A 26,138-nucleotide genomic window follows, 5' to 3' on the forward strand; every position below is an offset into this window, starting at 1 on the left:
CACCTGGTTGCCCCGCTCTATCCGCCCCCAATTTGACAGGCGCCGCTCATTCTGCCCATCTTCGCGCCCCGTGCGCCAGAGCGGCGCCTTGTGGGATCGCGCTGAAATGAACGTCGTCATCGTCGAGTCGCCGGCCAAAGCCAAGACCATCAATAAATATCTGGGCCGCGATTTCCACGTCATCGCCAGCATGGGCCACGTCCGCGACTTGCCCGCCAAGGACGGCTCGGTCGACCCCGAGGCCGATTTCGCCATGGTCTGGGAGATGGACGCCAAGGGCTCGAAGCGCGTCACCGAGATCGCCCAGGCGGTGAAAGACGCCGACAAAGTCATTCTCGCAACCGACCCGGATCGCGAAGGCGAGGCCATCTCCTGGCATCTGATCGAGATTCTGAACAAGAAGAAGGCGCTCAAGGACAAGAAGATCGAGCGCGTCGTCTTCAACGCCATCACCAAGGATGCGGTGCGCGACGCCATGGCGCATCCGCGCCAGATCGACCAGGCGCTGGTCGACGCCTATCTCGCCCGCCGCGCGCTCGACTATCTCGTCGGCTTCACCCTCTCGCCGGTGCTGTGGCGCAAGCTCCCTGGCGCGCGTTCCGCCGGCCGCGTGCAATCGGTGGCGCTGCGCCTCGTCTGCGACCGCGAGCTGGAGATCGAGAAATTCGTCTCGCAGGAATATTGGTCGCTCGTCGCGCATCTGAAAACCAAGGCGGGCGAGCCCTTCACCGCGCGGCTCGTGGGCGCGGACGGCAAGAAGATCACCCGCCTCGACATCGGCAAGGGCGAGGAGGCCGAAGACTTCAAAAAGGCCCTGCTCGCGGCGACTTATACGGTGCGCTCGGTCGAGGCGAAGCCGGTCAAGCGCCATCCTTACGCGCCCTTCACCACCTCGACGCTGCAGCAGGAGGCCTCGCGCAAGCTCGGCCTCGCCCCGGCGATCACCATGCGCATCGCGCAGCGGCTCTATGAGGGCGTCGACGTCGGCGGCGAGACCGTCGGCCTCATTACCTATATGCGAACCGACGGCGTCGACATGGCGCCCGAGGCCGTGGCGAGCGTGCGCAAGGTCATCGCCAAGGAATATGGCGACCGCTTCGTGCCCAACGCCCCGCGCAAATATACGGCGAAGGCCAAGAACGCGCAGGAAGCCCATGAAGCGATCCGCCCGACCGACGCTTCGCGCCTGCCCAAACACGTCGCCAAACATCTCGAGCCAGATCAGGCCAAGCTCTATGAGCTGATCTGGACCCGCACCATCGCCAGCCAGATGGAGTCCGCCGAGCTGGAGCGCACGACGGTCGACATCGACGCCAAAGCCGGCGCCCGCACGCTGGACTTGCGCGCCACCGGGCAAGTCGTGCGCTTCCCCGGTTTTCTGGAGCTGTATCAGGAAGGCCGCGACGACGACGGCGATGAAGAAGGCGGCCGCCTGCCGGCGATGAAGCAAGGCGAGCCGGTGACGCGCGAGAAGATCGACGCCACCCAGCATTTCACCGAGCCGCCGCCGCGCTACACGGAAGCGACGCTCGTCAAGCGCATGGAGGAGCTCGGCATCGGGCGCCCCTCGACCTATGCCTCGACGCTGGCGACGTTGCGCGACCGCGACTATGTGCGGCTCGACAAGAAGCGTCTCGTGCCCGAGGACAAGGGCCGGCTCGTCGTCGCCTTTCTGGAAAGCTTCTTCTCGCGTTACGTGGAGTTCGACTTCACGGCCTCGCTCGAAGAGAAGCTCGATCTCGTCTCCAATAATGAGATCGACTGGAAACAGGTGCTGCGCGATTTCTGGCGCGATTTCTCGGCGGCGGTGAACGAAACGAAGGATCTGCGCACGACGCAGGTGCTCGACAGCCTCAACGAGCTGCTGGGCCCGCATATCTTCCCGGCCAAGGAAGACGGCTCCGATCCACGCCTCTGCCCTGCTTGCAGCGCTGGGCAATTGTCGCTCAAGGTCGGCAAATTCGGCGCCTTCATCGGCTGCTCGAATTATCCGGAATGCCGCTACACGCGCACGCTCTCGCCGCCCACCGGCGACGCCGCCGCGGACGCCCGCCCCGGCGTGAAGGTGCTGGGCCAGGACCCGGAGACCGGCGCCGAGATCACGCTGCGCGACGGCCGCTTCGGCGCCTATGTGCAGGAGGGCGAGCAGGAGGACGGCGGCGAGAAGCCCAAGCGCGCTTCCGTGCCGAAGAATATAAAGCCCGACGAGCTCACCTTGCAGCAGGCGCTCGCTTTGCTCTCGCTGCCGCGCGAGGTCGCCAAGCACCCGACGACGGGCGAGCCGATCGTCGCCAATATCGGCCGCTTCGGGCCCTATGTTCAGCACGGCAAGACCTACGCCAATGTCGGCCGGGACGACGACGTGCTGACCATCGGCGCCAATCGCGCCATTGACCTCATTGTGCAGAAGGAATCCGGCGGCGGCGGCTCGCGCTTCTCGCGCGCCTCGGAGCCCGGCCGCACGCTCGGCGACCACCCGGAAGGCGGCGCCGTGACGGTGAAATCCGGCCGCTTCGGGCCTTATGTGAATTGGAAGAAGGTCAACGCCACCATCCCCAAGGGCGTCGATCCGGCGAGCGTGACGCTGGCGCAGGCGCTGGAAATGATCGCCGCAAAATCGGCGGGCGGCGGGGGCGGATCGGCCGGCGGACGCGCGCTCGGCGAACATCCGGACGGCGGAGCCATCACCGTGCGCGCCGGGCGCTTCGGACCTTACGTCAATCTCGGCAAGGTGAACGCCACTCTGCCCAAGAGCATGTCCGCCGAGGATGTGACGCTCGACGACGCGATCAAGCTCATCGAGGAAAAGGGCGGCGCGCCGAAGAAGAAAGCCCCGGCCAAGAAGGCGCCCGCCAAGGCGAAAAAGGTCATCGAGGACAGCGACGAGACGCCCTTCGACGACGCCAAGCCGGTGAAGAAAGCGGCGACGAAAAAGGCGCCGGTCAAGAAGACCGCGACGACGAAACGCAAGACGGCTTAGGGCGCCGGCGGAGCGGCTGTCATTCCCGACGGGCCGAAGGCCCGATCGGGAATCCAGAGCCACGATAGCCGCCTTTGCTCCGATCGCTCGCTCACGCGAGCGTCGGGAATGACAGACCTGTCGCGATGATCGCGTTCAGTATCCGCCGCTACCGACCAAAGGATGGATTCCACTCGATGCGCCGCTCTTTTGGCGGCGCGGCTGCGCGCGGGTCTTCTTCGCAACCTGCGCGATCGTCTCCGTCTTAGACATCTCGAGAGCTTTGGAGCCGGTCGTCGGCAGGGCCTGCGCCGCAGGGGCGCCGATGGCGCAAGCAAGAACAAGGGCAAGAATAGAACGCATTTAAATCACTCCTTCGAGCGAGCAGCGCCTCCGATGCTACCATAATTTGCCGCGGGCGGGCGCGATCACGCGTTCGGCGCATGGGCTGTGATTGTTCCGTCGGACAGCGGCAGGCGAAGGGAAAATTCGCTCCCGCAACCGAGCCCTTCGCTCCTCGCCTGCAACGTCCCGCCATGCATTTCGATGATGCGCCGCGACAGGTTCAAGCCGATGCCGAGGCCGCCGCTATAGCCCTCGATCTGCTCGAACATGCTGAAAATCGACTCCAGCCTGTCCGCCGGAATCCCAACCCCATTGTCGCGCACGATCACCAGAGCTTCCAAGCCCTCCACCATCGCCTCGACATCGATCTCGCCGTCCGCCGACGTGTATTTCGCCGCATTGTCGATCAAATTGGCGATGGCCTGCACCAACCGCACGGGATCGCCGTTCACCAGGAGAGCTTCTGACGGAAGGAACAAAGCCAGCTTGTGATTACGCGACGCCAGGGCGAACTCGCAGGCCTCGATCGATCGGTTGACGACCGCGACGAGATCGACGGCTTCCATCTTCACTTCGATCTTGCCGGTGGCGATCCGCCCGATGTCCAGCAGATCATCGACGAGGCGGACCATATGCGCGAGCTGGCGTTCGATGATCGGCTGCAGGATCGGAATGGCATTGTCGCCGATCCTGGCCATCGCGTGAAAGCCGTGGTGGATGGCCGCCAGCGGATTGCGCAGCTCATGCGCAAGCGTCGCGATGAACTCGTCCTTGCGCCGGTCGCATTCGCGCAGCGCATGTTCCATATGCGACCGGGCGACCGCGATCGATACGTAATGGCTCAAGGTTTCCATCAGCATCGTCGCGGAATCGTCGAACCCCGGACGCGTCCGCGAGCCGAAGGAGAGCGTGCCGATGATCCGGCCGTAACTTGTGAGGGGGAAGCAATAATAGGCGGTCAGGCCATAGGCATTAGCCAACTCGTCACGCAGATCGCGCGCCGTGCAGGCGTTGTCACATTCGCAGTCGCGGGTTGCGCAACCGAGCAGGAGCGTCTTGTAGTCGAGGTCCAGAAACTTGTGCGCCTCCTCCTCGGGCAGCCCGGCGAAGGCGTTCAGCCGCAGTCCCTTCGTTTGCTCGTCGAAAAGGAAATTGAAGAAAAACTGACAATCCAGATCGTGCATTGCATTTCTGCAAATCTCGTCGATCGCGTCTTTGGGATTGTCTACCTGCAGAAGCAGTCCTGCCGCTTGCGACAGAAATGCGTTGCGGCGCGCGCCCGCTCCAAGCGTCTCCTCGGACTCGCAATGATTGCCGATCAAGGCGTCGAACACTTGCTGCCTCATCTACACTACCTTCAACGCACGCGCTTTGGTGATAGGCAGCCTATCGTTCGCTCCTTGATTCCGCCTTTTTTCAAGAAAGTTAATCGAGGCGGCGCCCGCCTTTTAGCTTGGTGGGATGACTTATGACATTGCGCCCATATCGGGCAATACGTAAAATTACCTAAACTTTTACGTTGTTTAGCGTGCAAGATACAACCCAGTTGCACGATTCTCTCGCGCCAGAAAGTCGCGACGGCGCCCGTCTGACAAATCTCGACCATGGATGGCGCAAGGACGTATTTGCAAATATTGTGGGCAGGGATTGCATTGCCGCGCGATGTCCCCATCTGAGCCATATCTTGACAACTAAGAAGACACCCCAGCAGCCCTCCCGCGAAGACCTTCTCGCCTTCCTTCAGCGCGAACGCGAAGCCACAGGCGCCCGTAAGATCGGCGTGCGCGAGATCGCCCGCGCCTTCGGCCTCAAGGGCGAAGACCGCGTCGCCTTGAAACGCATGATTGCGACGCTCGCCGACGAAGGCGCGATCGAGAAGCGCGGCCGCCGCGTCAACAAAAAGGGCGCGCTGCCGCCCGTCGTGCTGGTCGACATTACCGGGCGCGACCGAGACGGCGAGCTGATCGCAACGCCTGTCGAGTGGGACGAAGACGAACTCGGCCCCGCCCCGCGCATCCTCATCCACTCCGGACGCGGCGCCGGCTTCGGCAAAAAGCTTTCCGGCGCGCCGGTGGCGGGTGTCGGTGACCGCGCGCTGGTGCGCGCCGAGCCCGACCACGACGCCGAAGCCGGCGAGCCGCCCTACACGGGGCGCGTCGTGAAGCTCCTCTCCCGCGCGCGCAACCGCGTGATCGGCGTGTTGAAGATCGAGCCCAACGGCAATGGCCGCATCCTGCCGATCGACAAGAAACAGGCGGGCCGCGGCGAGCTTTCGGTCGCCTCGGCCGACATCGGCGAGGGCAAGGACGGCGATCTCGTTGCGGTCGATGTCGCCGGCAAGACGCGCTTCGGCGCGCCGCGCGCCCGCGTGCGTGAGACGCTCGGCTCGGTGACGAGCGAAAAGGCCGTGAGCCTCATCGCGCTGCGCGCCCATGACATTCCCGACGTCTTCCGCACTGAAGCGATCGCGGAAGCTGAACGCGCGCGACCTGCGACCATGCACGGCCGCGAGGATTGGCGCGATTTGGCGCTCGTCACCATTGATCCGCCCGACGCGAAAGATCATGACGACGCCGTGCACGCCGCGCCGGATGTATCGCCCGACAATGAGGGCGGCTTCGTCCTCACCGTCGCCATCGCGGACGTCGCCTATTACGTGAAGCCGCATTCGCCGCTCGACAAAGACGCCGTGGAGCGCGGCAACTCGGTCTATTTCCCCGACCGCGTCGTGCCCATGCTGCCGGAGCGCATCTCCAACGATCTCTGCTCGCTGCGCGAGAACGAGGACCGGCCCGCCATGGCCGTGCGCATGCGCGTGACGAGCAAAGGGCGCAAGATCGGCCATAGTTTCCATCGCGTGATGATGCGTTCGCGCGCAAAGCTCTCCTACCAACAGGCGCAGGCGGCCATCGACGGCAGGCCCGACGAGAAGACGCAGCCGCTGCTCGACGGCGTGCTACGGTCGCTCTACGCCGCGCATGAAGCGTTGCAACATGCGCGCAATTTGCGCGCGCCGCTCGATCTCGATCTGCCCGAGCGCAAAATCCTCTTGAAGCCCGACGGCGCTTTCGATCGCGTCATCATTCCGCCGCGTCTCGACGCGCATCGGCTGATCGAGGAATTCATGATCCTCGCCAATGTCGCCGCCGCGGAGACATTGGAGGAGCATCGCCAGCAGCTCATCTATCGCGCCCATGACGAGCCCTCGAAAGAGAAAGTCACGGCGCTCTCCGAGTTCCTCGCCACCATCGGCGTCAAGCTCGCCAAGGGCCAGGTGCTCAAGCCCGAGCATTTCAACGTGATCCTGGCGCGCGTGAAAGGGCTCGAGCACGAGAACATCGTCAATGAGATCATTCTGCGCACGCAGGCGCAGGCCGAATATACGCATGAGAACTACGGCCACTTCGGCCTGAACTTGCGCCGCTATGCGCATTTCACCTCGCCCATCCGCCGCTACGCCGATCTGATCGTGCATCGCGCGCTCATCCGCGCCTTGAAGCTCGGCGACGGCGCCCTGCCGGAAATGCCGGTCGGGGAACTCGCGGAAATCGCCGCGCGCATTTCGGCGGCCGAGCGGCGCGCCATGGCGGCCGAGCGCGAAACAGTGGATCGGCTAATTGCGCATTATCTCGTAGACCAGATCGGCGCGCGTTTCGGCGCGCGCATCTCGGGCGTCACCAAGTCCGGGCTCTTCGTGCGGTTGATCGAAACCGGCGCCGACGGCTTCGTGCCGGCCGCGACGCTGGGGCGCGAATATTATTCCTATGACGAAGCGAGCCATTCGCTCACATCGCGCTCAGGAATGAGCTTTCGGCTCGCCGACATCATCGAAGTGCGGCTCGTCGAGGCCGCGCCCATCGCGGGCGCATTGCGCTTCGAGGTGGTGGGTGGCGGCGAGCGGCGAACGCCGCCGCGCAACCCGAAATCTTTCAAGCCGGGGCCGCGCGGCGGACGCTCAAAACGGTGAGTGGCGCCGCGCCGCGTCATTGCGAGGAGCGCAATCGACGAAGCAATCACGGGGCGCAGAGACGAGAATAATGCAATTTCCGTTTGAATAGCGCGCATGGGGACGTGTCATTCCCAGCGGGCTGAAAGCCCGACCGGGAATCCAGAGCCACAGATGAGCTGGTTTTGCTCTGGATTTCCGATCGCTCGCTGCGCGAGCGTCGGGAATGACAGTGAACCAATCAACCGGATCTCGTATAATTACCGGGCGGCCTCGCTCAGCCGCGCCGCATAACGCGCCATCAAATCGACTTCGATATTGAGCGCATCCCCTGCCCCGCGTCCGCCAAAAGCCGTGACGGCGAGCGTATGCGGAATGAGCAGGATCGAAAACCGGTCGCCCTCGACCTCATTCACTGTCAGCGACACGCCGTCGAGCGCGACGGAGCCCTTTTGCGCGACAAAGCGCGACAGCGCATGCGGCGTCTCGATCCAGAAGCGCGCCATGCCGTCGAAATCATCGCGAGAGACAATCCGCGCCACGCCGTCGACATGGCCGGTGACGATATGGCCGCCGAGCTCGTCGCCGATCTTCAGCGCGCGTTCGAGATTGACGCGCGTTCCCGCCTTCCAGTTCCCGACCGTCGTTTTCGCCAGCGTCTCGGCGGCGGCGTCGACGTCGAACACCGTGCGCCCGCCTTCCCGCGCCACGGCCACGACGGTGAGGCAGACGCCGGAATTGGCGATGGAGGCGCCGAGCGCGATCGTCTCGGCGTCATAGGCGCAGGCGATGCGCAGGCGCCTGAGATCGCCGCGCGGCTCGACCGAGACGACTTCGCCAACGTCCGTGACAATGCCTGTAAACATCAGTCCATCCTCGCATAGCGCGTCATCTGGTCCGCGCCGAGCATACGGCTCTCGATCATGCGGTAGCGGCTCTCCAGCGCCGCGCCTGCGGCGGGCGTGAGCGCCGGGCGGCCGGGACGTCCCAGCGGCTTGAAGCCCGTGTGGATGATGACCTCGTCGGCGAAGCCCGCCGACAGCAGGCTTTCAGCGACAAGCGGGCCGCCTTCGCTGAAAACGCGCGTGATCCCGCGATCGGCCAGCAGGCGCAAGGCGGCGAGCAGATCGAGCCGACCGTCGAGCGTCGGAATGCGCGCGACATCGGCGCCAGTGGCTTCCATGAAGGCGCGCGCTGCGTCTTCGCTCACATCCTCGCCGGCAATCACGAGCACGGGCGTCTCTCGCGCCGTCGCGGCGAGCCGGGAACGCGGCGAGAGGGTCAATCTGCGATCCAGCACCACGCGCAGCCGCTTGGCGCCGTCGAGGCCAGGCAGGCGTACGGTCATCAGCGGATCGTCCTCACGCGCCGTGCCGGAGCCGACCATGATCGCGTCATGGAGCGAGCGCTGCACATGGGTGAAGGCGTCGGCGATGGGACCGGTGATATGCAGGCGCGGGTCATGCGCCGCGCCGGCGGCGTAGCCGTCCGCCGTCTGCGCGAGCTTCAGCGTCACCATCGGCCGATGTTTGGTGACGCGCAGAATATGGCCGAGATGGTCGCAGCGCGCGGCCGCCTTCTCGGGGCCGACAACGACCTCGATCCCCGCCTCGCGCAGCAGCGCATGGCCCCTGCCCGCGACGCGCGGGTCCGGGTCTTCGATCGCCGTCACCACTCGCGCAATCCCCGCCGCGATAATGGCGTCGACGCAGGGCGGCGTACGGCCGTGATGCGAACAGGGCTCCAGCGTGACATACAGCGTCGCCCCGCGCGCTTCGGCGCCGGCGGCGGCGAGCGCGATGGTCTCGGCATGGGGACGGCCGCCCTCGGCCGTATAGCCCCGCGCGACGATCACGCCGTCCTTCACTACCAGGGCGCCGACAGCCGGATTGGGGGCGGTGCGGCCCATGTTGCGGCGTCCGAGCGCCAGCGCCGCCGCCATATAGGCGCCGTCTGTCGGGGCGAGCAGGATCTTTTCGTGGAGGCTCATTCGTCTTCGGCCGCGTCGGCCGTTTCGGCCCCGCTTTCCAATTCGTCGATCAGCGCGTTGAAATCGCGCGCCTCGCGGAAGTCGCGGTAGACGGAGGCGAAGCGCACATAAGCGACGGCGTCGAGCAAGCGCAAGCCCTCGATGACCAGCTCGCCGATGCGCTGGCTCTCGATCTCCGCCTCGCCGAGGCTCTCGAGCTGGCGGACAATGCCGGAAATCATCTGCTCGACGCGATCGGGCTCCACCGGACGCTTGCGCAGGGCGATCTCGACCGAGCGGGTGAGCTTGTCGCGATCGAATGGCGCGCGCTTGCCGGATTTCTTGACGACGATGATCTCGCGCAACTGCACGCGCTCGAAAGTCGTGAAACGGCCGCCACAGGTCGGGCAGACGCGCCGGCGCCGGATGCAGGACGAATCCTCGGCAGGCCGCGAGTCCTTCACCTGCGTGTCGAAGGAGCCGCAATAGGGACAGCGCATCTTATGCCCTCGACAAGGCGGGGACGGGTGGTCATCACCCGGCTTTTTTACCGTCATTGCGAGGAGCGAAGCGACGAAGCAATCCAGAGCCGCGACCGCCGCCCTGGATTGCTTCGCTACGCTCGCAACGACGAAAAAGCGCGGGGACTCACTCAATCCCGCGCCTTTGGCGCGCCCCTCCCCCTAAAGGGAGGGGTGCAAGCATCATCAAATCAGGCGTAAATCGGGAACTTGGCGGTCAGCGCGTGAACCTTTTCCTTCACCGCCGCTTCCGTCGCCGCATTGGCCTCTTCGCCCTTCGACGACAGTCCGTCCAGGACCTCGACGATCAGGCCGCCGACTTCCTTGAACTCCGCGACGCCGAAGCCGCGTGAGGTCGCCGCCGGCGAGCCGAGACGAATGCCGGAGGTGACGAAGGGCTTCTCCGGGTCGAAGGGGATGCCGTTCTTGTTGCAGGTGATGTGGGCGCGGCCGAGCGCGGCTTCCGCCGCTTTGCCGGTGATCTTCTTCGGGCGTAGGTCGACCAGCATCAGATGGTTGTCGGTGCCGCCCGAGACGATGGCGAGGCCGGCGTCGACGAGCGTCTTGGCCAGAACCTGGGCGTTGTCCTTCACCTGCTGCTGATAGGCCTTGAACTCCGGCTTCAGCGCTTCGCCGAAGGCCGCCGCCTTGCCGGCGATGACATGCATCAGCGGGCCGCCCTGCAGGCCGGGGAACACGGCCGAGTTGATCTTCTTGGCGATATCTTCGTCGTTCGTCAGCACCATGCCGCCGCGCGGGCCGCGCAGCGTCTTATGCGTCGTGGTGGTGACGACATGGGCGTGCGGGAACGGCGAGGGATGCAGGCCCGCAGCGACGAGGCCGGCGAAATGGGCCATATCGACCATGAAGTAAGCGCCGACTTCGTCAGCGATCTTGCGGAACGCTTCGAAGTCCCAGATGCGCGAATAGCCCGAGCCGCCGGCGATGATGAGCTTCGGCTTATGCTCGCGGGCGAGCGCGGCGACCTGCTCCATGTCGATGCGCTGGTCGTCCTTGCGGACGGTGTAGGGGACCGGCTTGAACCACTTGCCCGAGAGGTTCACGGGCGAACCATGGGTGAGATGGCCGCCGGCCGCGAGGTCGAGGCCCATGAAGACGTCGCCCGGCTGCGCCAGTGCGAGGAAGACCGACTGGTTGGCCTGCGAGCCGGAGTTCGGCTGCACATTGGCGAAGCCGCAGCCGAAGAGCTGCTTGGCGCGCTCGATCGCCAGATTCTCGGCGATGTCGACATACTGGCAGCCGCCGTAATAGCGCTTGCCCGGATAGCCCTCGGCATATTTGTTGGTGAGAACCGAGCCCTGGGCCTCCATCACCGCCTTGGAGACGATGTTCTCCGACGCGATGAGCTCGATCTCGTGGCGCTGACGGCCGAGCTCGAGCTCGATCGCCTTGGCGAGCTCCGGATCGGACTGCGCAAGGGAGGTGGTGAAGAAACCGGACTGGCTCATTGAATGTCCTCTAGCCTAAGGGGCGCGAGAGATAGCGAAAAAACCGGCCTCCCCGTCTCGAGCGGCGAACCCGGGCCCTCCATGTCGCGCATTGTTGAGGCGTTCGCTCTATCACGGCCCGCGCGAGACGGGAAGAGCGGGGATGGAGGGCTGGGGACAGGTTGGGCGCGGGGGAATTCCTGCCCTGGGCCGAGATTTTCACCCTTTTACGCGGTTTCGCGACTGGGCGAAGGCGGATGCCTGGAAGCGATTGTTCGACGCCGTCTCGGACGGGCCAGCCATCGAATGTGCCATGAGTGACGACACGCTCGTCGCGACGCCGCCGATACGCAACGGCGCCCCGAAGAACGGGCCCGAGTTTCACGGGACTCCGATGGCGAGGAGCGATCTTTCTAATTCTAGGCATACAGCAGGCGCGACGCGCGATATGCACTATCGCTCTCGAACCAATTCCTCATTCGACGAGTCATCGTCCACGACACACATGAGGACGCCCGCCTGTGTCGTCAGTATTCCTCCTTCGACCGCCTCGTCGATCTGTTTTTGGATGACGTCCCGCACGTTGGCGCCGGTCGATCTGATGCCGAACATCCTGGAAACCGCTTGCACGATTTGATCGGAAGTCGCACCTAAACTGCGGCGCACGACATCGACCACGGCTGAGCGGATTTCCGAAGGCGGCAGCATGTCCGCTCGTCGCAGTGTCTGCGAGGCCGCGGCGCTTCGGTCTCGAACGCGGACGGGCGAATTGGGAATTGACAGGAAATCGCCCACGTTTTCGACCCGACCCGTCGTAACGGCGACGCCAATCGCGGCTTCGACTGCTTGCTGAATACGATTTCCCGCTCTCTTGAGACCGAAAGCGTCCCGAATACGGCTGACGACTTCGTCGGAATGGACAGGATCTTCGATCCGCACCGCCTCCTCGACGAGCGTGACTAGAATGCCGATCGGCGCTTCGTGCAATTCACCGGCCCAATTCGAGGGCCGGCTCAACACCGCTTCGATATAAGCGTCGCTCGAACTCTGGGACTCTTCGCCAACGGGAACAAGGCCGATCTCCGTGACGTCCTCCCGCTCGATGGTGACGATGTCGACCGGCGCCGCGCGAGCCGTTCTCACCGCCGCAGCGTCATGCTCCTCTTTGGCCGATTGTATTTTGGCGATGATGAGATCGAGCTGCTCGGCCGGACGTTGAAACCAATCGGCGCTCCACACGCGATGAATGGTCCAGCCGTGATTTTCGAGCACCGACTGCCGTAGCCGGTCGCGGTCGCGCGCCGAGCGGGAGTCGTGGTAGGCGGCGCCGTCGCACTCGATTCCGAGCAGATAGCGGCCCGGCCGCGCCTCGTCGGCGACGGCGAGATCGATGAAGAAACCTGCGAGACCGACCTGACGATGAACCTGATAGCCGCGCGCCTGAAGAGCCTTGGCGACCTGCTCCTCGAACACGCTGTCATGGTCGCGGCCGGTGCTCTCCGCCAAGGTCAGCCGTCCTGTCCGCGCGTAATGCAGGAACAGACGAAAGGCGAAAACGCCCTTCCGGGTCGACGCGAAATCCGGTTCGATATCCTCGTCGGTCATCGAGGCGAAAACTTCGCAGCGCTGCTTGGCGCGAGAAATCAGCACATTCAGGCGACGCTCGCCGCCTTCGGCGCCAAGCGGTCCGAAACGCATCGGAACGCGGCCCCCTGCGGTCGTCGGCCCGTATCCGACGGAGATGAAGATCACGTCGCGCTCGTCGCCTTGCACGTTTTCGAGGTTTTTGACGAAAAACGGCTCCGCATGATGAGTCTGAAAGAACGCCTCCGTCTCCGCCGGCAATGTACGGCGTATGAGCTCCAACTGATCGAGGATCGCGCGTCGCTGCGCGACCGAGAAAGCGACGACGCCGAGCGATAGAGTCGAATGCTCGCGCGCGTGAGCTGCGATCGCCTGCGCGACGATCTTGGCTTCGACCTGATTGGTGCGGGAGGCGCCAGCTTCGAACAGGCCTTGCTCTATGTGATGGAAGCGCAGTCCCATGCCGGCTTCGGATGTATAGGGGCTCGGAACGATGAAGAGCTTGCCCTCGTAGAATTGGCGGTTGCTGACTGCGATCAGCGACTGGTGCCGGCTGCGATAGTGCCATCGGAGCATCCGCGTCGGCAGGCCACGCGCCGTGAATAGACCGAGGATGCTCTCTATGTCTGCGACCCGGCCGCCGTCATCCTCGTCCTCATCGTCGGCGGCGCCGGTCATTTTCGAGAAAAAGGCCGTCGGCGGCAGTTGTTTCGGATCGCCGACCACCACGACTTGCTTTGCGCGCGCGATGGCGCCGAGCGCGTCGACCGGCTGGATCTGGCTCGCCTCGTCCATCACCAATAGGTCGAAATCGACCACGCCCGGAACGAGAAACTGCGCCACTGAGAGCGGGCTCATCATGAAGACCGGCTTGAGCGCCTGCACCGCCGGCCCGGCCTTCTCCATGAGCTTGCGGATCGGCATATGGCCGCGCTTCTTCTGAATTTCGGCGCGCAGCGCGCCCACTGGACCGACGGAGCCGCCGTCCCGAGGAGGAATCTGCTTGTGATGCGCACGCACGACCTCGAGGCCGGCCATCGCCATCCGCTGACGGTCGAGATCGGCGAACTCGCGCACCTTGCGGCCATGCAGCGTTCCATCGAACCGACCGAGCTCCGGCTCCAGACGCACTTGGTCCGCGTGGACGGCTTCGTAATAGGCCATCTCGAACGCCGAGATGACCTCGCCTGCATTCAACCTGCCATCCTCCAGTCGCCCGACGACCTCTGCGCAGCCGAGCGCCCGGCCTCGGTCCGCGCGATCTCGATAGGCGACCCATTTGGACAATTGTTCGCCGCCGGCAGCCCAGTCGCCGAGCCGCTGTCGCAAACTTTCGAGCGACACGGAGCCGATGGTCGTCGTCCCGAGACCTCTTTGGAGGTCGAAGGACATCGCAGCGAGCGCGGCGTCGAGATCGGCGACGAGCGACGACCGATCCCCTTGGATCGCATCGGCGCGATCGGCGAGCGCGCGCCGATCCTCGATCCGACTCGCCAACAGCCGGATGTCGCCGTTGCCGTCGATCCACTTGGCGGCGCTCGCCAGCGTAGTCCACTCGGATGCATTGCCGCGCCACGCTATGCCGAAGGCCGAGCGGCCGAGCGTCTCGCCCGAGGTCAGCGCCTCGGCGCATGTGCGCCCTTCTGCGAGGCGAGCCAACATATCCAGCCGAACAGCCAGAATGGTGAGCGAGGCTTTCTCGATCGCCGCCACGGCGCGGTCGGCGGCGTGGAAGCGTCTCGCAGCGTCAAGCACGGGAGCGATCTCGGCCCTGTCAGCCGTCGGCGCCACGCCGAACAATAGGTCGCGCTCCTCCAAGTCGTTCCAGAGCGCTCTGAGGACCGGCGCCGCCTCGACGAGAAGCTTTGCGGTCCGCTCCATGCAGGACGCAATCATTTCGCGGTCGGGACTATTCGCCGCGACGCGTCTCGGCTCGTCGCCGAGCCCCTTCAGCGACCGCATCCATTCGACAAGCGCTGACAATGGCGCCGAAGCGGAACGGTCGCTCCTCCAGTCGGAGGCGAAAACCTTCCGTCCGAAGTCGTCGTCGCTCTCGATGAGCCGCTTGGCGCCTTGGCCCCGCGTGAGCGCATCGAGCTGCGCGAGCGTATCCGCCAAGGGCTGATCCGGATTGCGAAGGACCGAGCGAGCCAAGGCGTTGGCGCGTCGCCACTCGCCGCTCAGAATTTTGAAGAGTCCGTCGCCATGATAAGCGAGCGTCGTCCGCGCGTCCGACAAATCCATCGTCCAAGCCGCATCCGACAGGCCGGAGCCGATCTCCGCCCGCGCCTGCTCGAGCGCGCGAATGGCGTCGGCGAGATCGGCCGCGCGCTCGACGTTATCGCTCCATAGATCATTCGCAAAAGCTTCGGCGCTCGCCGCGGGCGCCGCTACGACACGCTCGCCGATCTGCATGAGACGCCGGACGTCGGCGAGCGTGAGCGGCGTCGCGAGGGCCATCGTGTCCGCCAACGCCTTCGCCTCGACGGCGAGGCGCGGGAGAACGGCGACCAGCGTTCCGAGGCGCTCGAAAGCCGCCGAAGAAAAGGCGGGCGGCAGCAGCGCCAGAGTCTCGCGAAGAGGCGCAACCTCCATTTCCCACGCCTCGTCGTGGAAGACGCTCGCCAAGTCGGCCCTGAGGCTCGCATAACGCGCGCCGCTCATCAGCAAACTCCGAATAGAGTCGCGACCGTTGCCCCAGACGCTCGCGCCGAGCGCGTCGCCGGAGAGGTCCGGCGCGGCGGCGATGCGTCGAGCGAGTTCGATCGCAGGAGAAATCTCGTCGAGCGTCGTCGCAGGCGCGCACTCGAGAATAGACGCGAGGCCGACCTGCGACGCTTCGAGCGCATCCAGCCTTTCGCTGAGCGCGGCGAAACGCGTGGTCAGGCGCTCAACTTCCAAGGGCGTGACGGCGGCGAGCCCGACGCCGCGCCAGATGTGATCGTCGGGCTTGCCGATCGCCTCGACGCGCTCGACCAGCTCGGAAAGCACCGCGTGGCGTTCCAAAAATTCGTCGGCCGTCCATTCCGCAGGAGCTTGCAGCGCAATGTCGTTCGGCTTTTCGCCTGCGAGCCGCAGGCGGACGAGTTGTCCGATCGCCTGATAGGGCGTCAACCCGGCCGCGGCATGTGGCTGGTGCATTCTCGCGGCATGCGCATTCAGCCCGTCTCGCGTCTCGGTCAAACGTGCGCACAATGAGCCTGCGTCCGGCCCCCTCGGCGCCCCGAGCTCCCAGGTGCGGCGCAATTCTTCGAGGACGGCGCGCTTGTTGGCCTTGTTGCTATGCAGCTCCAGACAGGCGTCTCCGACCCCATTTGCGTCGAGCCGGCGCTTCACCACGTCCAGCGCCGCCATTTTCTCCGCGACGAAGAGCACCGTTTTTCCGTCCGCCACGGCGGAAGCGATGATATTGGCGATCGTCTGGCTCTTGCCGGTTCCGGGCGGCCCTTGGATCACCATGTCGCGCCCGTGACGCACCTCGTGAATGGCGAGCGCCTGGCTGCTGTCGCTGTCGACGATGTGCAGCATTTCGGCGGGCGGAATGAACGGATCGATCTTGGCGTCCTCGTGGATCATGCCCTCCGAGCCGTCGAAGCCGTCGATGAGCAGACTGCGGATCAGCGGCCGATCGCTGATCCGCGCATGATCCGGCCAAGTCTCGGGATCGAGATCGCGATACATGAGGAACTTGGCGAAGGAGAAGAAGCCGAGCGCCATGTCGTCATGTTGAACCGCCCAGCCCGGCTTTTCGGCGACGGCTTCCGCCACGCCGTCCATATAGGCGATCGGGTCGAAACTCTCGGACGCTTCGAAGTCGGGCAATCGTATGCCGTGGATGCGTTCGAGATAGGCTTCGAGCGACAGATTAGACGCGAATTCCTCCGGCCGCGCGCGGAGCTTGAACTTCTCGCCCGCATTGCCGCGTTCGAGAGCGACGGGCGCAAGCAGCAGCGGCGCGAAACGAATATTGGCAGCATTCGCCGGGTCGATCCACTTCAGCGCGCCGAGCGTGAGATAGAGGATGTTGACGCCCTGCTCCTCCTCGAGCGTGCGCGCGTCGTAATAGAGCTCGAGCAGCCGCTTCTGAAGCCCCTTCGGCGTCAGCCGGGTTTGAAGCCGCGTGTCCGAATGTCGGCTGAACACGCCGCGCTCGTCCGCGACATCGTCTTCTGGCTGGGCGAGGTCGGAGATTTCCTCGCTTTCGCTCTCCGGCTCGCCATCGCCCACGCGCGCCGCCTTCCCGGCGACGAAGGTGAAGGCCTTGCCCTCGCGTATCAGCAGGCGAAAGACTTCGGCGCTCTTCTCATCCACGATTTCGAGCGACCGCCCCGCCTTGGCGGAACGCGGCATGTTGAGCAGCCGATTTCGCGCCGAGAGGTCCAGCAATTCCATACGCGCGCGATCGAGCTTTTCGGCGATCGGCAGATTACTTTGAAATACCGAGACATTTTCGTCTTCGGGATGAACAATGGCGTCCATCTAAATACGCGTCCCTCATTCAGGATGAAACAAATTCTATTCAGAGCAACGACCACGCCAGCCGCTACGCGCTGGCCGGCGACGATATTCGGCAAAACGCGATCAGCCAAGCCAAAGTCCGCGCGCCGACGTCTTATGATGATTTTTTCGCAGCCGGCCGGCGCGTCGAAGGCGTCTTTGAAAAGCAAGCGAACAACGGCGGCATCGCTTCCGAGGCGGCGCCCTCGACGATCTCCTGATAATGTGAATCGCTCACCTTCTAAAGACGACTGATCGCTCATGCCAGCTACACTCATGCCCGTTCTGACGCCGCATGGCGCGCTGCGCCTCGAGAGGCGGGAGGGCGAGTCGCAAGTCGACGACGAGGTTGCGGCTCGCCTCGAAGCACATTTTGCTCGCGGCGACGGCCATGGTCTGCTGCATCTGGGCCTCGCCGGGCCGGGGGCCGATCTGCCTCCGAGCCTGGCTTATTGGCGCGCCTACGCGATGCACTTCGGGCGACTGCTCTGCGCGTCGTCCGAGGCCGCCGAGGAGCCGCCGTCGGCGCAGGCGCTCGCCGAGCTGGTCGTCGCCGCGCCGCCCATGCCAGGGGGCGAATATCTGAGCGTCGAAAACCTCAGAACGCTTTGGGGCAGGATGGCGGAGGCGCTCCGCGCCGAGCTCGCCGCAAGCGGCGCGTCGCTGCGGGATTTCATGACAGCCGAGGATCGGCGCTGGCGACTGGTCGGGCGCGTGCATCTCAACCTCGCGGAGAACCGGCGCGATCCCGATTTTCCCTTCGCCTTCATGGCGACCTATGCGGCCTCGCTCGCCGAGCACGGGGCCTTGCGTCATGCGCCGCTCGCGCAGGCCCTGCGCGACTTCGCCGACGACAAGCGCAAGCTGCTCGAGCTGCTGGAGCCCGTCAGCCATGCGGCCGAGCGGCTGGACTGGCTGAAGGAGATCGTCGACGGCGGCGAAATTTTCCACCCGCTACGCTGGACGCCGAAAGACGCCCTGCGCTTTCTCGAGAGCGTCGAGACGATGGAGGCCTCGGGGCTGGTGGTGCGCATGCCGGCGAGCTGGCGCATGAATCGTCCGAGCCGTCCCGAGGTCGAAGCGACGATTGGCTCCAACGCGCCGTCGCGGGTGGGCGTCGAGCAAATGCTCGACTTCGACTTGCGCGTCACGCTCGACGGCGAGACGCTGACGGCGGAGGAGATCGGGAGTCTGCTCGCGGCGACCGACGGTCTCGCGCTGCTGCGCGGCAAATGGATCGAGATCGACAGCGAGCGTCTGAAGACGACGCTCGAGCGTTTCGAAGCGGTGGAAAAGCTCGCCGATGCGGAAGGCCTGAATTTCGCACAGGCGATGCGCCTCGTCGCCGGCGCCGATATCGGCGCAAAGGCCGGTGCGCCGGCGGATACGAAATGGGGCCATATCGACGCGGGGCCCTGGCTCGCCGAGACGCTGCGCGCCTGTCGCGATCCGCAGGCCGCCGCCGAGGCCGATCCAGGCGCCGCCCTGAAGGCCGAGCTGCGCCCCTATCAAAAGGCCGGCGTGCAATGGCTGGCCTTTCTCACGCGCCTCCAGCTCGGCGCCTGTCTCGCCGACGACATGGGCCTCGGCAAGACCATTCAGCTCCTCGCGCTGCTTCTCACGGCGAAGCAGCGCGCGCCCGGGGGCGGTCCGAGCATTCTCGTCGCGCCGGCGTCGCTGCTCGCCAATTGGGCGTCAGAGGCCGCCCGCTTCGCGCCGAGCCTGCGAGTCGTCGTCGTCCACCCGGCTTTCATGCCAGCCGCGGAGCTGAAGCGCGCGACCGCGGAGAGCTTCTCGGCCGCCGATCTCATCGTGACGAGCTACGCCACGCTGCTGCGCATAAACGCCTTCGCGGAAACCAAATGGCGCCTGGTCGTGCTCGACGAAGCCCAGGCGATCAAGAACCCCAACGCCAAGCAGACGCGCGCGGTAAAGGTGCTGCGCGGGCAGGCGCGCATCGCGCTCACCGGCACGCCGATCGAGAATAATCTTCGCGATCTGTGGTCGATCTTCGATTTCATCAATCCCGGACTGCTCGGAACGTCCAAGGCCTTCGCCGATTTCGTCAAGCGCCTCGCCTCGAGCGATCCCCCCTCCTATGCGCCGCTGAAGAAACTCGCGGCGCCCTATATTCTGCGCCGCCTCAAGACCGACAGAAGCGTCATCGCCGATCTTCCCGACAAGACCGAAGTCGCGGCCTATTGCGCGCTGAGCAAGACCCAGGCGATTCTCTACGAGGCGGCGGTCGCCGAGCTCGAGAAGCGCCTCGAACAGGCGGATGACGACATCGCCCGGCGCGGCCTCGTTCTATCCATGTTGATGCGGCTCAAGCAGATTTGCAATCACCCCTCGCAATGGCTCGCCGACGGCGCCTACGACCCGGCGCAGAGCGGCAAGTTCGCGCGGCTCGCGGAGATCGCCGAGACTATCGCCGGTCGTCAGGAAAAGCTGCTGGTCTTCACACAGTTCAAGGAGATCATCCCACCCCTGGAACATTTGCTCGCCTCCGTCTTCGGCCGATCCGGCCTCGCGCTCCATGGCGGGACGGCGGTAGGAAAGCGCAAGGAGCTCGTGAAAAAATTCCAAGAGGACGAGACTGTCCCTTTCTTCATCCTGTCGTTGAAAGCGGGCGGCTCGGGCCTCACTCTGACCGCAGCCTCGCATGTCGCGCATTTCGACCGCTGGTGGAATCCGTCCGTGGAAAACCAGGCGACCGACCGTGCTTTTCGTATCGGCCAGAAGCGCAACGTCCTCGTGCATAAATTCGTCTGTCGTGGCACGATCGAAGAACGAATCGACGCGCTGATCGAGTCGAAGCGGCAATTGGCGCAGGACGTCCTCGGGGGCGGACAGGAGATCGACCTCGCGGGAATGAATGATCGCGATATTCTGGCGCTGGTCAGGCTCGATCTCGACGCCGCGATGAAGGAAACGTGAAGCCATGTCCTTCTGGAGCTACCCTCCCTATGTCCCCGTCGCCCAGCGCCGGGCGCAGGCGGCGAAGGAGGTCGCAAAGCTGAAGAAGAAGGGGCGGGTCATCACGCCCGTCGTTCTCGACGGCCGGAAGATCGCGCAGAGCTTTTGGGGCAAAGCCTGGTGCGACAATCTCGAGCGCTATTCCGATTTCGAAACCCGCCTGCCGCGCGGGCGAACCTATGTGCGCAACGGCTCCGTCGTCGATCTTCAAATCGCAAAGGGAAAAGTCACCGCGCTGGTCAGCGGCTCGGAGATTTATGAAATCGATATCGCCGTGACATCGGCGACGCCTGGGCGCTGGAAAGCGATCTGCCGCGACTGCGCCGGCTCGATCGCCTCGCTGATCGAATTGCTGAAAGGCAAGATTTCGAAAAATGTCATGGAGCGGGTCTGCCGCGAGAGCGACGGCCTATTCCCAGCCCCGCGCGAGATCAAAATGTCGTGCTCCTGCCCAGATGGGGCAGATATGTGCAAGCATGTCGCGGCGACGCTCTATGGCGTCGGAGCGCGCCTGGACGCGCAGCCCGAGCTGCTGTTCCTTCTGCGCGGCGTCGACAGCGCCGATCTGGTCTCGAACGCCGACGCCGGGGCGACCTCCTCTCGCCCGGATGCGAGCCAACGCATCCTCGCGCAGGACGATGTCGCCGCGCTGTTCGGCATCGACATGTCGCCCATGCCGATCGAGGCCGCGCCCTCGCCCCGAGAGGCGGCGACGATAGCCGCGCCCGGCGCGACGCGGAAGGCGGCTGGTCCGACAATGGCGGCTTCGAAAGCGCCGGAGTCGAAAAGTCGCAAGGCCAAATCGCCGAGCGCGGCGAACACAAGCCCGGCGACGACCGCAACTCTCCCGGCAAAGCAAGCGTCCCCGGCTTCTACAAAGCGCGCATCCACGAAGTCCGCAGCAAATGCCTCGACGTCTCGGACGCCTATCGCTACGGCCGATGCAAAGTCGCGATTGCAGACCAATAAGGGCAAGACAGGGCAAAAGCGGAGCGAGAAGTCGCCCTCCATGCCCTCCGACGCCGTCGCCGCGGCTCAGGAAATCTCGGGAACGAAAAGGACGCGCGTCACCGACCTGAAGCCGGTCGCGTCGCCCGGGAAAAGAAACACGCCCAAGGCAAATTCAACGGCGCGGAAGACCGAGTCGACAAAGCCAGCAGGGGCCGAGGGAGATTCGAGAAGGCGACGCGCATCCGGTAAAGAGCGGTAGACCAGCGAATTTGATCGCTCCTCAGGGGCGAAGACATCGCGATCCACCAGCTCGCGATCGTCCTTTCAGAAGAAATTCGAAGCGGTATGGCGGCTCGTGCAAAGCTTGCTTTCGATAGAGAGCATGCCCCGCGTCGCTGTCCGCCTTTGCCCGAGGAGGAAAGGCGCAGGCGCCGGTTCGGTGGCGGCCGCCTCCGCGACGGCCAAATCAGCAGTCGAGGCTCGGTCTCGCTACTCAGACGCAAGCATTTGATTTCAGGACAGATCGGCGGAGAGTGGTAGCGGAGGAGGGATTCGAACCCCCGACACAGGGATTATGATTCCCCTGCTCTGGCCAACTGAGCTACTCCGCCCCAGACTGTTTCGGAGCAGTCTTGAGATGCCAGCGATATAGGTCGCGCCAGCAGTCCAAGTCAAGACCGCTAATAGCCGAATTGCTCCCGCAAAATGCGCTCTTCGAGGGAATGGCCCGGGTCGTGGAGCAGCACGAGATCGGCGTCGTGATCCATCTCTATGGTCACGAACGCCAGGTCGCGGAACTCGTCGTGGTCGGCCACCACGGAAACGGGACGCTTTTCCGGCTCGAGCACTTCGATCCGGACCTTGGCCGCGTCCGGCAGCAGCGCCCCGCGCCAACGGCGTGGGCGAAAGGGGGAGATCGGCGTGAGCGCCAATAAGGGCGAGTCGAGGGGCAGGATCGGCCCGTTGGCGGAGAGATTATAGGCCGACGAGCCCGCCGGCGTCGACAGCAGCACGCCGTCGGTGATCAGCTCCGGCATGCGCTCCTGGTCGTTGATGAGGATGCGCAGCTTCGCGACCTGCGAGGTCTGCCTCAGCAACGAGACTTCATTAATCGCATGGGCGGAGAACTCATCGCCCCGCACATTGGTGGCGTTCATCAGCAGCGGGTGGATGATCGACGCCTTGGACTCCGCGAGGCGCTTGCGCAGGTTGGTTTCGCGGTATTGGTTCATGAGAAATCCGACCGAGCCGCGGTTCATGCCATAGATCGGCTTGCCGGAATCCATGTAGTTGTGCAGCGTTCGCAGCATCAGGCCGTCGCCGCCGAGCGCTACGATGCAGTCGGCCTCCTCCGGCGGAATGTCGCCATATTTCTCGACGAGCCGCACGCGCGCCTCCTCGGCCTGCGGCGTGCCGGACGAGAGAAAAGCCAGTTTCTTAAAGGGGTTGGGGGTATCGCCGCCGGCGCCCATGTCTGCTGACTTTCCTGATTGCTCGAAAGCGTGACGACTGCGCCTATCCGCGCCCAGCGGCGCGACGTCCGAGGCAATAGGTTTTTTGTCGCTCAGTGGCAATGCCCCAGCGTCTCCTCACGCCTCCCGCCACAACCAGGCCGCGCCGCGCACGCCGCCGGAGTCGCCATGAACATTGCGCAGAATCTTCGTATCCAGCGCGTCGGTGAAGGCATGGCCCGCGACGCGCGCAGTGAGCCCGTCATAGATGCGCGCAATATTCGAAACGCCGCCGCCGAGCGCGATCACATCCGGGTCCAGAATATCGATCACCATGGCGAGGGCGCGGGCAAGACGGTCTTGATAGGCGTCGAGCGCGGCGATGGCCGCCGCCTGCCCGCGCTCGGCGCGCGCGACGATCTCCTGGCCTGTCGCCGAGGCGCCGGCGCGGCGCTCATAGTCGCGCGCGAGGCCCGGCCCGGACAGAAAAGTCTCGATGCAGCCGTCATGTCCGCAGAAACAATGGGCGCCGGGATATTCGTCGGGCTGCATCCAGGGGAGCGGCGTGTGGCCCCATTCTCCGCCGATGTGATTACGGCCGGCGATGATCTTGCCGTCCACGACGACGCCGCCGCCAACGCCTGTGCCGATGATGACGCCGAAGACCACGCGCGCGCCCTGCCCCGCGCCGTCGATCGCCTCCGAGAGCGCAAAGCAATTGGCGTCATTCTCGACGCGCACAGGCCGGTCGAGCGCCCGCGACAGATCGACGTCGAGCGGCTTGCCGTTGACGCATTGCGTGTTGGAGCCTTTCGCGAGCCCCGTATGCGTCGAGATCGAACCGGGGGCCCCGACCCCCACCAGGCCGCGCCGGCCGGTCTCAGTTTCGATGTCGAGAACGAGCGTCGCGACGGCGCGGATGATCGCGTCATAATCATGCGCCGGCGTCGCCACGCGGCGGCGGGCGAGAATGGCGCCGGCCGCATCGAGCGCGATTGCTTCGATCTTGGTTCCGCCAAGATCGACGCCGATGCGGATGGGGCCATCGGTCATTGGCGGCGCGCGCGGTCGAGATGCTGCGCCTTTTGAAGCGCGCCTTCCGTCGCCGCGTCGATTTGCGCGGAGTCGAGATCGAGGTCCTTGGTATTGGCGCCGGCGAAAATCGCCCCGGTGAAATCGGCCCCCGAGGCGTCGGCGTTCGCGAGATTTGCGTCGCTGAAGTCGGCGCCGGCGGCATGGGCGAAACGCAAATCGGCGCTCATCAGATTGGCTTTCCGCAGCAAGGCGTTTTCGAGATGCGCCGAACGCAAGACCGCGCGCATCAGCCCCATGGACTGGTTCTTCATATCCGCGGAGAGATCTGCGTGATCGAACCTCGCGCCGCGCAGCGAGGCGCCGGTTAGATCGCCAGCGAGGCGCGCGCCGGAGAAATCGGCGCCATCGGCGTTCATCCGCTGCATCTGCGCTGCGAAGGCCTGCGCGCCCTTCAGCGAGGCCCCGGTAAGATCGGCCTCGATCAGCCAGGCCTGGTCGAGAACGGCGCCATCGAGCTTCGCGCTGGACAGCCGAACCTTGTTGAGGCGCGCCGCGCGGAAATTGGCGCCCGAAAGATCGAGACGGGAGAGGTCGAGGCCGTTGAGGCTCTTTCCCGAGAAATCCATGTTCCGAGCGTCGAGCGCCGCTTCGACCTCGGCGCGCGTCATCTCGGATTGCGAATAGGCCGGCTGCGAAAGATCGACGCCTTGAAGCATATCCTGCGCATGAAGCGGCGTTGCGATGAGGAGCGCCGCAAGGGCGGCGCGCGCGAGAAAATGCCTGTTCATCTTCGCTCCCCGGCGCAGCGACGCGCCTCCGGCGATAAATTTACAGCAGGATGGCCCGCAGCGAAATCTGGCGGCGCGGACCGCGAGCCTTCAGGCTCGCTATTCTCAAAGCGAGCCTGAAGGCTCGCGGTCCGAAGGCCCGAAAAAAAGGGGCGCGGCCACGGCCATGCCCCTAGGGTCCGGAGAAGAGAAAACCCGGGATTAATCAAGAGATAGGCTTGCGCGGGCGCCGTGCAAGCCCGGCTCACCCGGGCGCGCGCCTCTGGCGCAGGAAAGGCGCCATGCCGGCGCGCGCGAGGGCGTCGGCGCGCTCGTTCATCTCGTCCCCCGCATGGCCGCGCACCCAATGCCAGGCGACGTCGTGACGCTCCTCGGCGGCTTCGAGCCGCTGCCAGAGCTCGACATTCTTCACCGGCTTGCGGTCCGCGGTCTTCCAGCCGCGCGTTTTCCAGTTCTTGATCCAGGAGGTGACGCCGCCACGCACATATTGAGAGTCGGTGTAGAGATCGATTGCGCAGGGTCGCGTCAGCGCCTCCAGCGCCATGATCGCGGCCATCAGCTCCATGCGGTTGTTCGTCGTTTGCGGCTCGCCGCCACAGATTTCCTTTTCGACCTCGCCAAAGCGCAAGATCGCGCCCCAGCCGCCGGGGCCGGGATTGCCGGAGCAAGCCCCGTCCGTCCAGATCGCCACGCGGCGCGTCATAGAAAGGCGCCGGCCGTCTGATGGAAACGAAGCTTGGCCAGATACTCGCGCGGGTCCTTGGGACGCACGAGCGCGCCCTTCGGCACGTCCAGCCAATCGACATAGCGCGTGAGAAGGAAACGCATCGCCGCCCCGCGCGCGAGAGTGGGAAAAGCGTCGAGCTCCGCGCCATCCAGGGGCCGAACGCGGCGGTAGGCAGAGAGAAGCGCGGCGCCCTTCTCGATGTCGAAGCGATGCGCCTCGTCGAAGCACCAGGCGTTCAGGCAGATCGCAAGATCGTAGGCGTAGGCGTCGTTGCAGGCGAAATAGAAGTCGATCACCCCGGAGATCTTACCGCCCAAGAAGAAGGCGTTGTCCGGGAAAAGATCGGCGTGGATCACGCCGCTCGGTAGATCGCGCGGCCAGTTCTGCTCCAGATAATCGAGCTCGGCTTCGACCGTCTCCCGCAGCCCCGGCTCAACTTCGTCGGCGCGCGCGGCGGCGGGCGCGAAAAGCGGGCGCCAGGCCTCGACCGAGAGCGCATTCGGGCGGCGCAGCGGAAAATCCGCGCTGGCGAGATGCAACTGCGCCAGCGCCGCGCCGAGCGCCGCGCAATGCGCGACCTCGGGGTGATGCACCGAATAGCCGTCCAGGAAAGTGACAATGACCGCCGGCCGCCCCGCGAGGCGCCCGAGCGGCTTGCCGGCCCGGTTGGGCACCGGCAGCGGGCAGGTGACGCCGCGCCGCGCGAGATGCTCCATCAGCCCGAGAAAAAACGGCAGGTCCGCCTCCGCCACGCGCCTCTCATAGAGGGTGAGGATGAAGCTTCCGGCGCTGGTGTGCAGATAATAGTTGGAGTTCTCGACCCCCTCGGCGATGCCCTTGCAGGAGAGGAGGTCGCCGATGTCATAGGTCGCGAGGAAAGCGAGCAGCTCCGCGTCGTCAACCTGCGTGTAAACGGCCATTGGGTTCTTTCCGGAGCGCCG

General features: G+C 64.9%; 16 protein-coding genes and 1 tRNA gene. 4 read left to right on the top strand and 13 right to left on the bottom strand.

What is annotated here, in order from left to right:
* Positions 1–106: 106 nt before the first annotated feature.
* Entirely contained in the window at positions 107–2,980 is a 2,874-nt protein-coding gene (gene topA / locus JJT62_RS16120) for a type I DNA topoisomerase (protein ID WP_202073807.1), read from the top strand.
* Positions 2,981–3,115: 135 nt separating this feature from the next.
* On the opposite strand, the gene JJT62_RS16125 is transcribed toward topA, so the two are convergent.
* Together JJT62_RS16125 and JJT62_RS16130 are read right to left on the bottom strand one after the other, a co-directional pair.
* Positions 3,116–3,322 carry a hypothetical protein gene (locus tag JJT62_RS16125; protein WP_202073808.1) on the bottom strand — a complete coding sequence of 69 codons (207 nt, stop codon included), beginning with the start codon at positions 3,320–3,322 and terminating at the stop codon, positions 3,116–3,118.
* 65 nt (positions 3,323–3,387) lie between these two features.
* A complete protein-coding gene (locus JJT62_RS16130) occupies positions 3,388–4,650 on the bottom strand; it encodes a GAF domain-containing sensor histidine kinase (protein ID WP_202073809.1) in 1,263 nt (420 codons plus the stop codon).
* A gap of 338 nt (positions 4,651–4,988) precedes the next feature.
* Between JJT62_RS16130 and rnr the strand changes: the two genes are divergently transcribed.
* Complete coding sequence (rnr, locus tag JJT62_RS16135) at positions 4,989–7,271, top strand: ribonuclease R (protein WP_202073810.1); 2,283 nt, start codon at positions 4,989–4,991, stop codon at positions 7,269–7,271.
* Positions 7,272–7,510: 239 nt separating this feature from the next.
* Here the strand turns inward: rnr and JJT62_RS16140 are convergent, their stop codons facing one another.
* From JJT62_RS16140 to JJT62_RS16160, 5 genes are all read right to left on the bottom strand, one after another.
* On the bottom strand, positions 7,511–8,116 hold the full coding sequence (locus tag JJT62_RS16140; RefSeq protein ID WP_202073811.1) for a riboflavin synthase: 606 nt from the start codon (positions 8,114–8,116) through the stop codon (positions 7,511–7,513).
* Entirely contained in the window at positions 8,116–9,240 is a 1,125-nt protein-coding gene (ribD, locus tag JJT62_RS16145) for a bifunctional diaminohydroxyphosphoribosylaminopyrimidine deaminase/5-amino-6-(5-phosphoribosylamino)uracil reductase RibD (RefSeq protein ID WP_202073812.1), read from the bottom strand. The genes JJT62_RS16140 and ribD overlap by 1 nt, the downstream gene beginning before the upstream one ends.
* On the bottom strand, positions 9,237–9,719 hold the full coding sequence (gene nrdR / locus JJT62_RS16150; RefSeq protein ID WP_202073813.1) for a transcriptional regulator NrdR: 483 nt from the start codon (positions 9,717–9,719) through the stop codon (positions 9,237–9,239). The genes ribD and nrdR overlap by 4 nt, the downstream gene beginning before the upstream one ends.
* Before the next feature lie 212 nt (positions 9,720–9,931).
* Complete coding sequence (gene glyA / locus JJT62_RS16155; protein WP_202073814.1) at positions 9,932–11,209, bottom strand: serine hydroxymethyltransferase; 1,278 nt, start codon at positions 11,207–11,209, stop codon at positions 9,932–9,934.
* Between the two features lie 432 nt (positions 11,210–11,641).
* A complete protein-coding gene (locus tag JJT62_RS16160; RefSeq protein WP_202073815.1) occupies positions 11,642–17,251 on the bottom strand; it encodes a DUF3320 domain-containing protein in 5,610 nt (1,869 codons plus the stop codon).
* A 279-nt stretch (positions 17,252–17,530) separates the two neighbouring features.
* Here JJT62_RS16160 and JJT62_RS16165 point away from each other — a divergent pair, with 279 nt between their 5' ends.
* On the top strand, positions 17,531–20,206 hold the full coding sequence (locus tag JJT62_RS16165) for a DEAD/DEAH box helicase (RefSeq protein ID WP_202073816.1): 2,676 nt from the start codon (positions 17,531–17,533) through the stop codon (positions 20,204–20,206).
* A 4-nt stretch (positions 20,207–20,210) separates the two neighbouring features.
* Positions 20,211–21,455 (top strand): SWIM zinc finger family protein, encoded by a 1,245-nt coding sequence (locus tag JJT62_RS16170; RefSeq protein ID WP_202073817.1) that lies wholly within the window; start codon positions 20,211–20,213, stop codon positions 21,453–21,455.
* Between the two features lie 275 nt (positions 21,456–21,730).
* Here JJT62_RS16170 and JJT62_RS16175 read toward each other — a convergent pair.
* The 6 genes from JJT62_RS16175 to thrB all read right to left on the bottom strand — a co-directional run bounded on the left by JJT62_RS16175 (position 21,731) and on the right by thrB (position 26,117).
* Positions 21,731–21,807, bottom strand: a tRNA-Met gene (locus tag JJT62_RS16175).
* Between the two features lie 69 nt (positions 21,808–21,876).
* Entirely contained in the window at positions 21,877–22,668 is a 792-nt protein-coding gene (locus tag JJT62_RS16180; protein ID WP_202073818.1) for an NAD kinase, read from the bottom strand.
* 117 nt (positions 22,669–22,785) lie between these two features.
* Positions 22,786–23,700, bottom strand: a complete 915-nt coding sequence (locus JJT62_RS16185) for an ROK family protein (RefSeq protein WP_202073819.1) — start codon at positions 23,698–23,700, stop codon at positions 22,786–22,788.
* Positions 23,697–24,470, bottom strand: coding sequence for a pentapeptide repeat-containing protein (locus tag JJT62_RS16190; protein WP_202073820.1), 774 nt, complete (start codon positions 24,468–24,470; stop codon positions 23,697–23,699). Before JJT62_RS16190 ends, JJT62_RS16185 begins: the two co-directional genes overlap by 4 nt.
* A 244-nt stretch (positions 24,471–24,714) precedes the next feature.
* Positions 24,715–25,173, bottom strand: a complete 459-nt coding sequence (rnhA, locus tag JJT62_RS16195; protein ID WP_202073821.1) for a ribonuclease HI — start codon at positions 25,171–25,173, stop codon at positions 24,715–24,717.
* The gene (gene thrB / locus JJT62_RS16200; protein WP_202073822.1) at positions 25,170–26,117 is read right to left on the bottom strand and encodes a homoserine kinase; all 948 of its coding nucleotides are present in this window, start codon (positions 26,115–26,117) and stop codon (positions 25,170–25,172) included. Before thrB ends, rnhA begins: the two co-directional genes overlap by 4 nt.
* Between the last annotated feature and the right edge of the window lie 21 nt (positions 26,118–26,138).

Origin of the sequence: Methylocystis sp. Sn-Cys, from assembly GCF_016745395.1 — a bacterium.
GTDB lineage: Bacteria > Pseudomonadota > Alphaproteobacteria > Rhizobiales > Beijerinckiaceae > Methylocystis > Methylocystis iwaonis.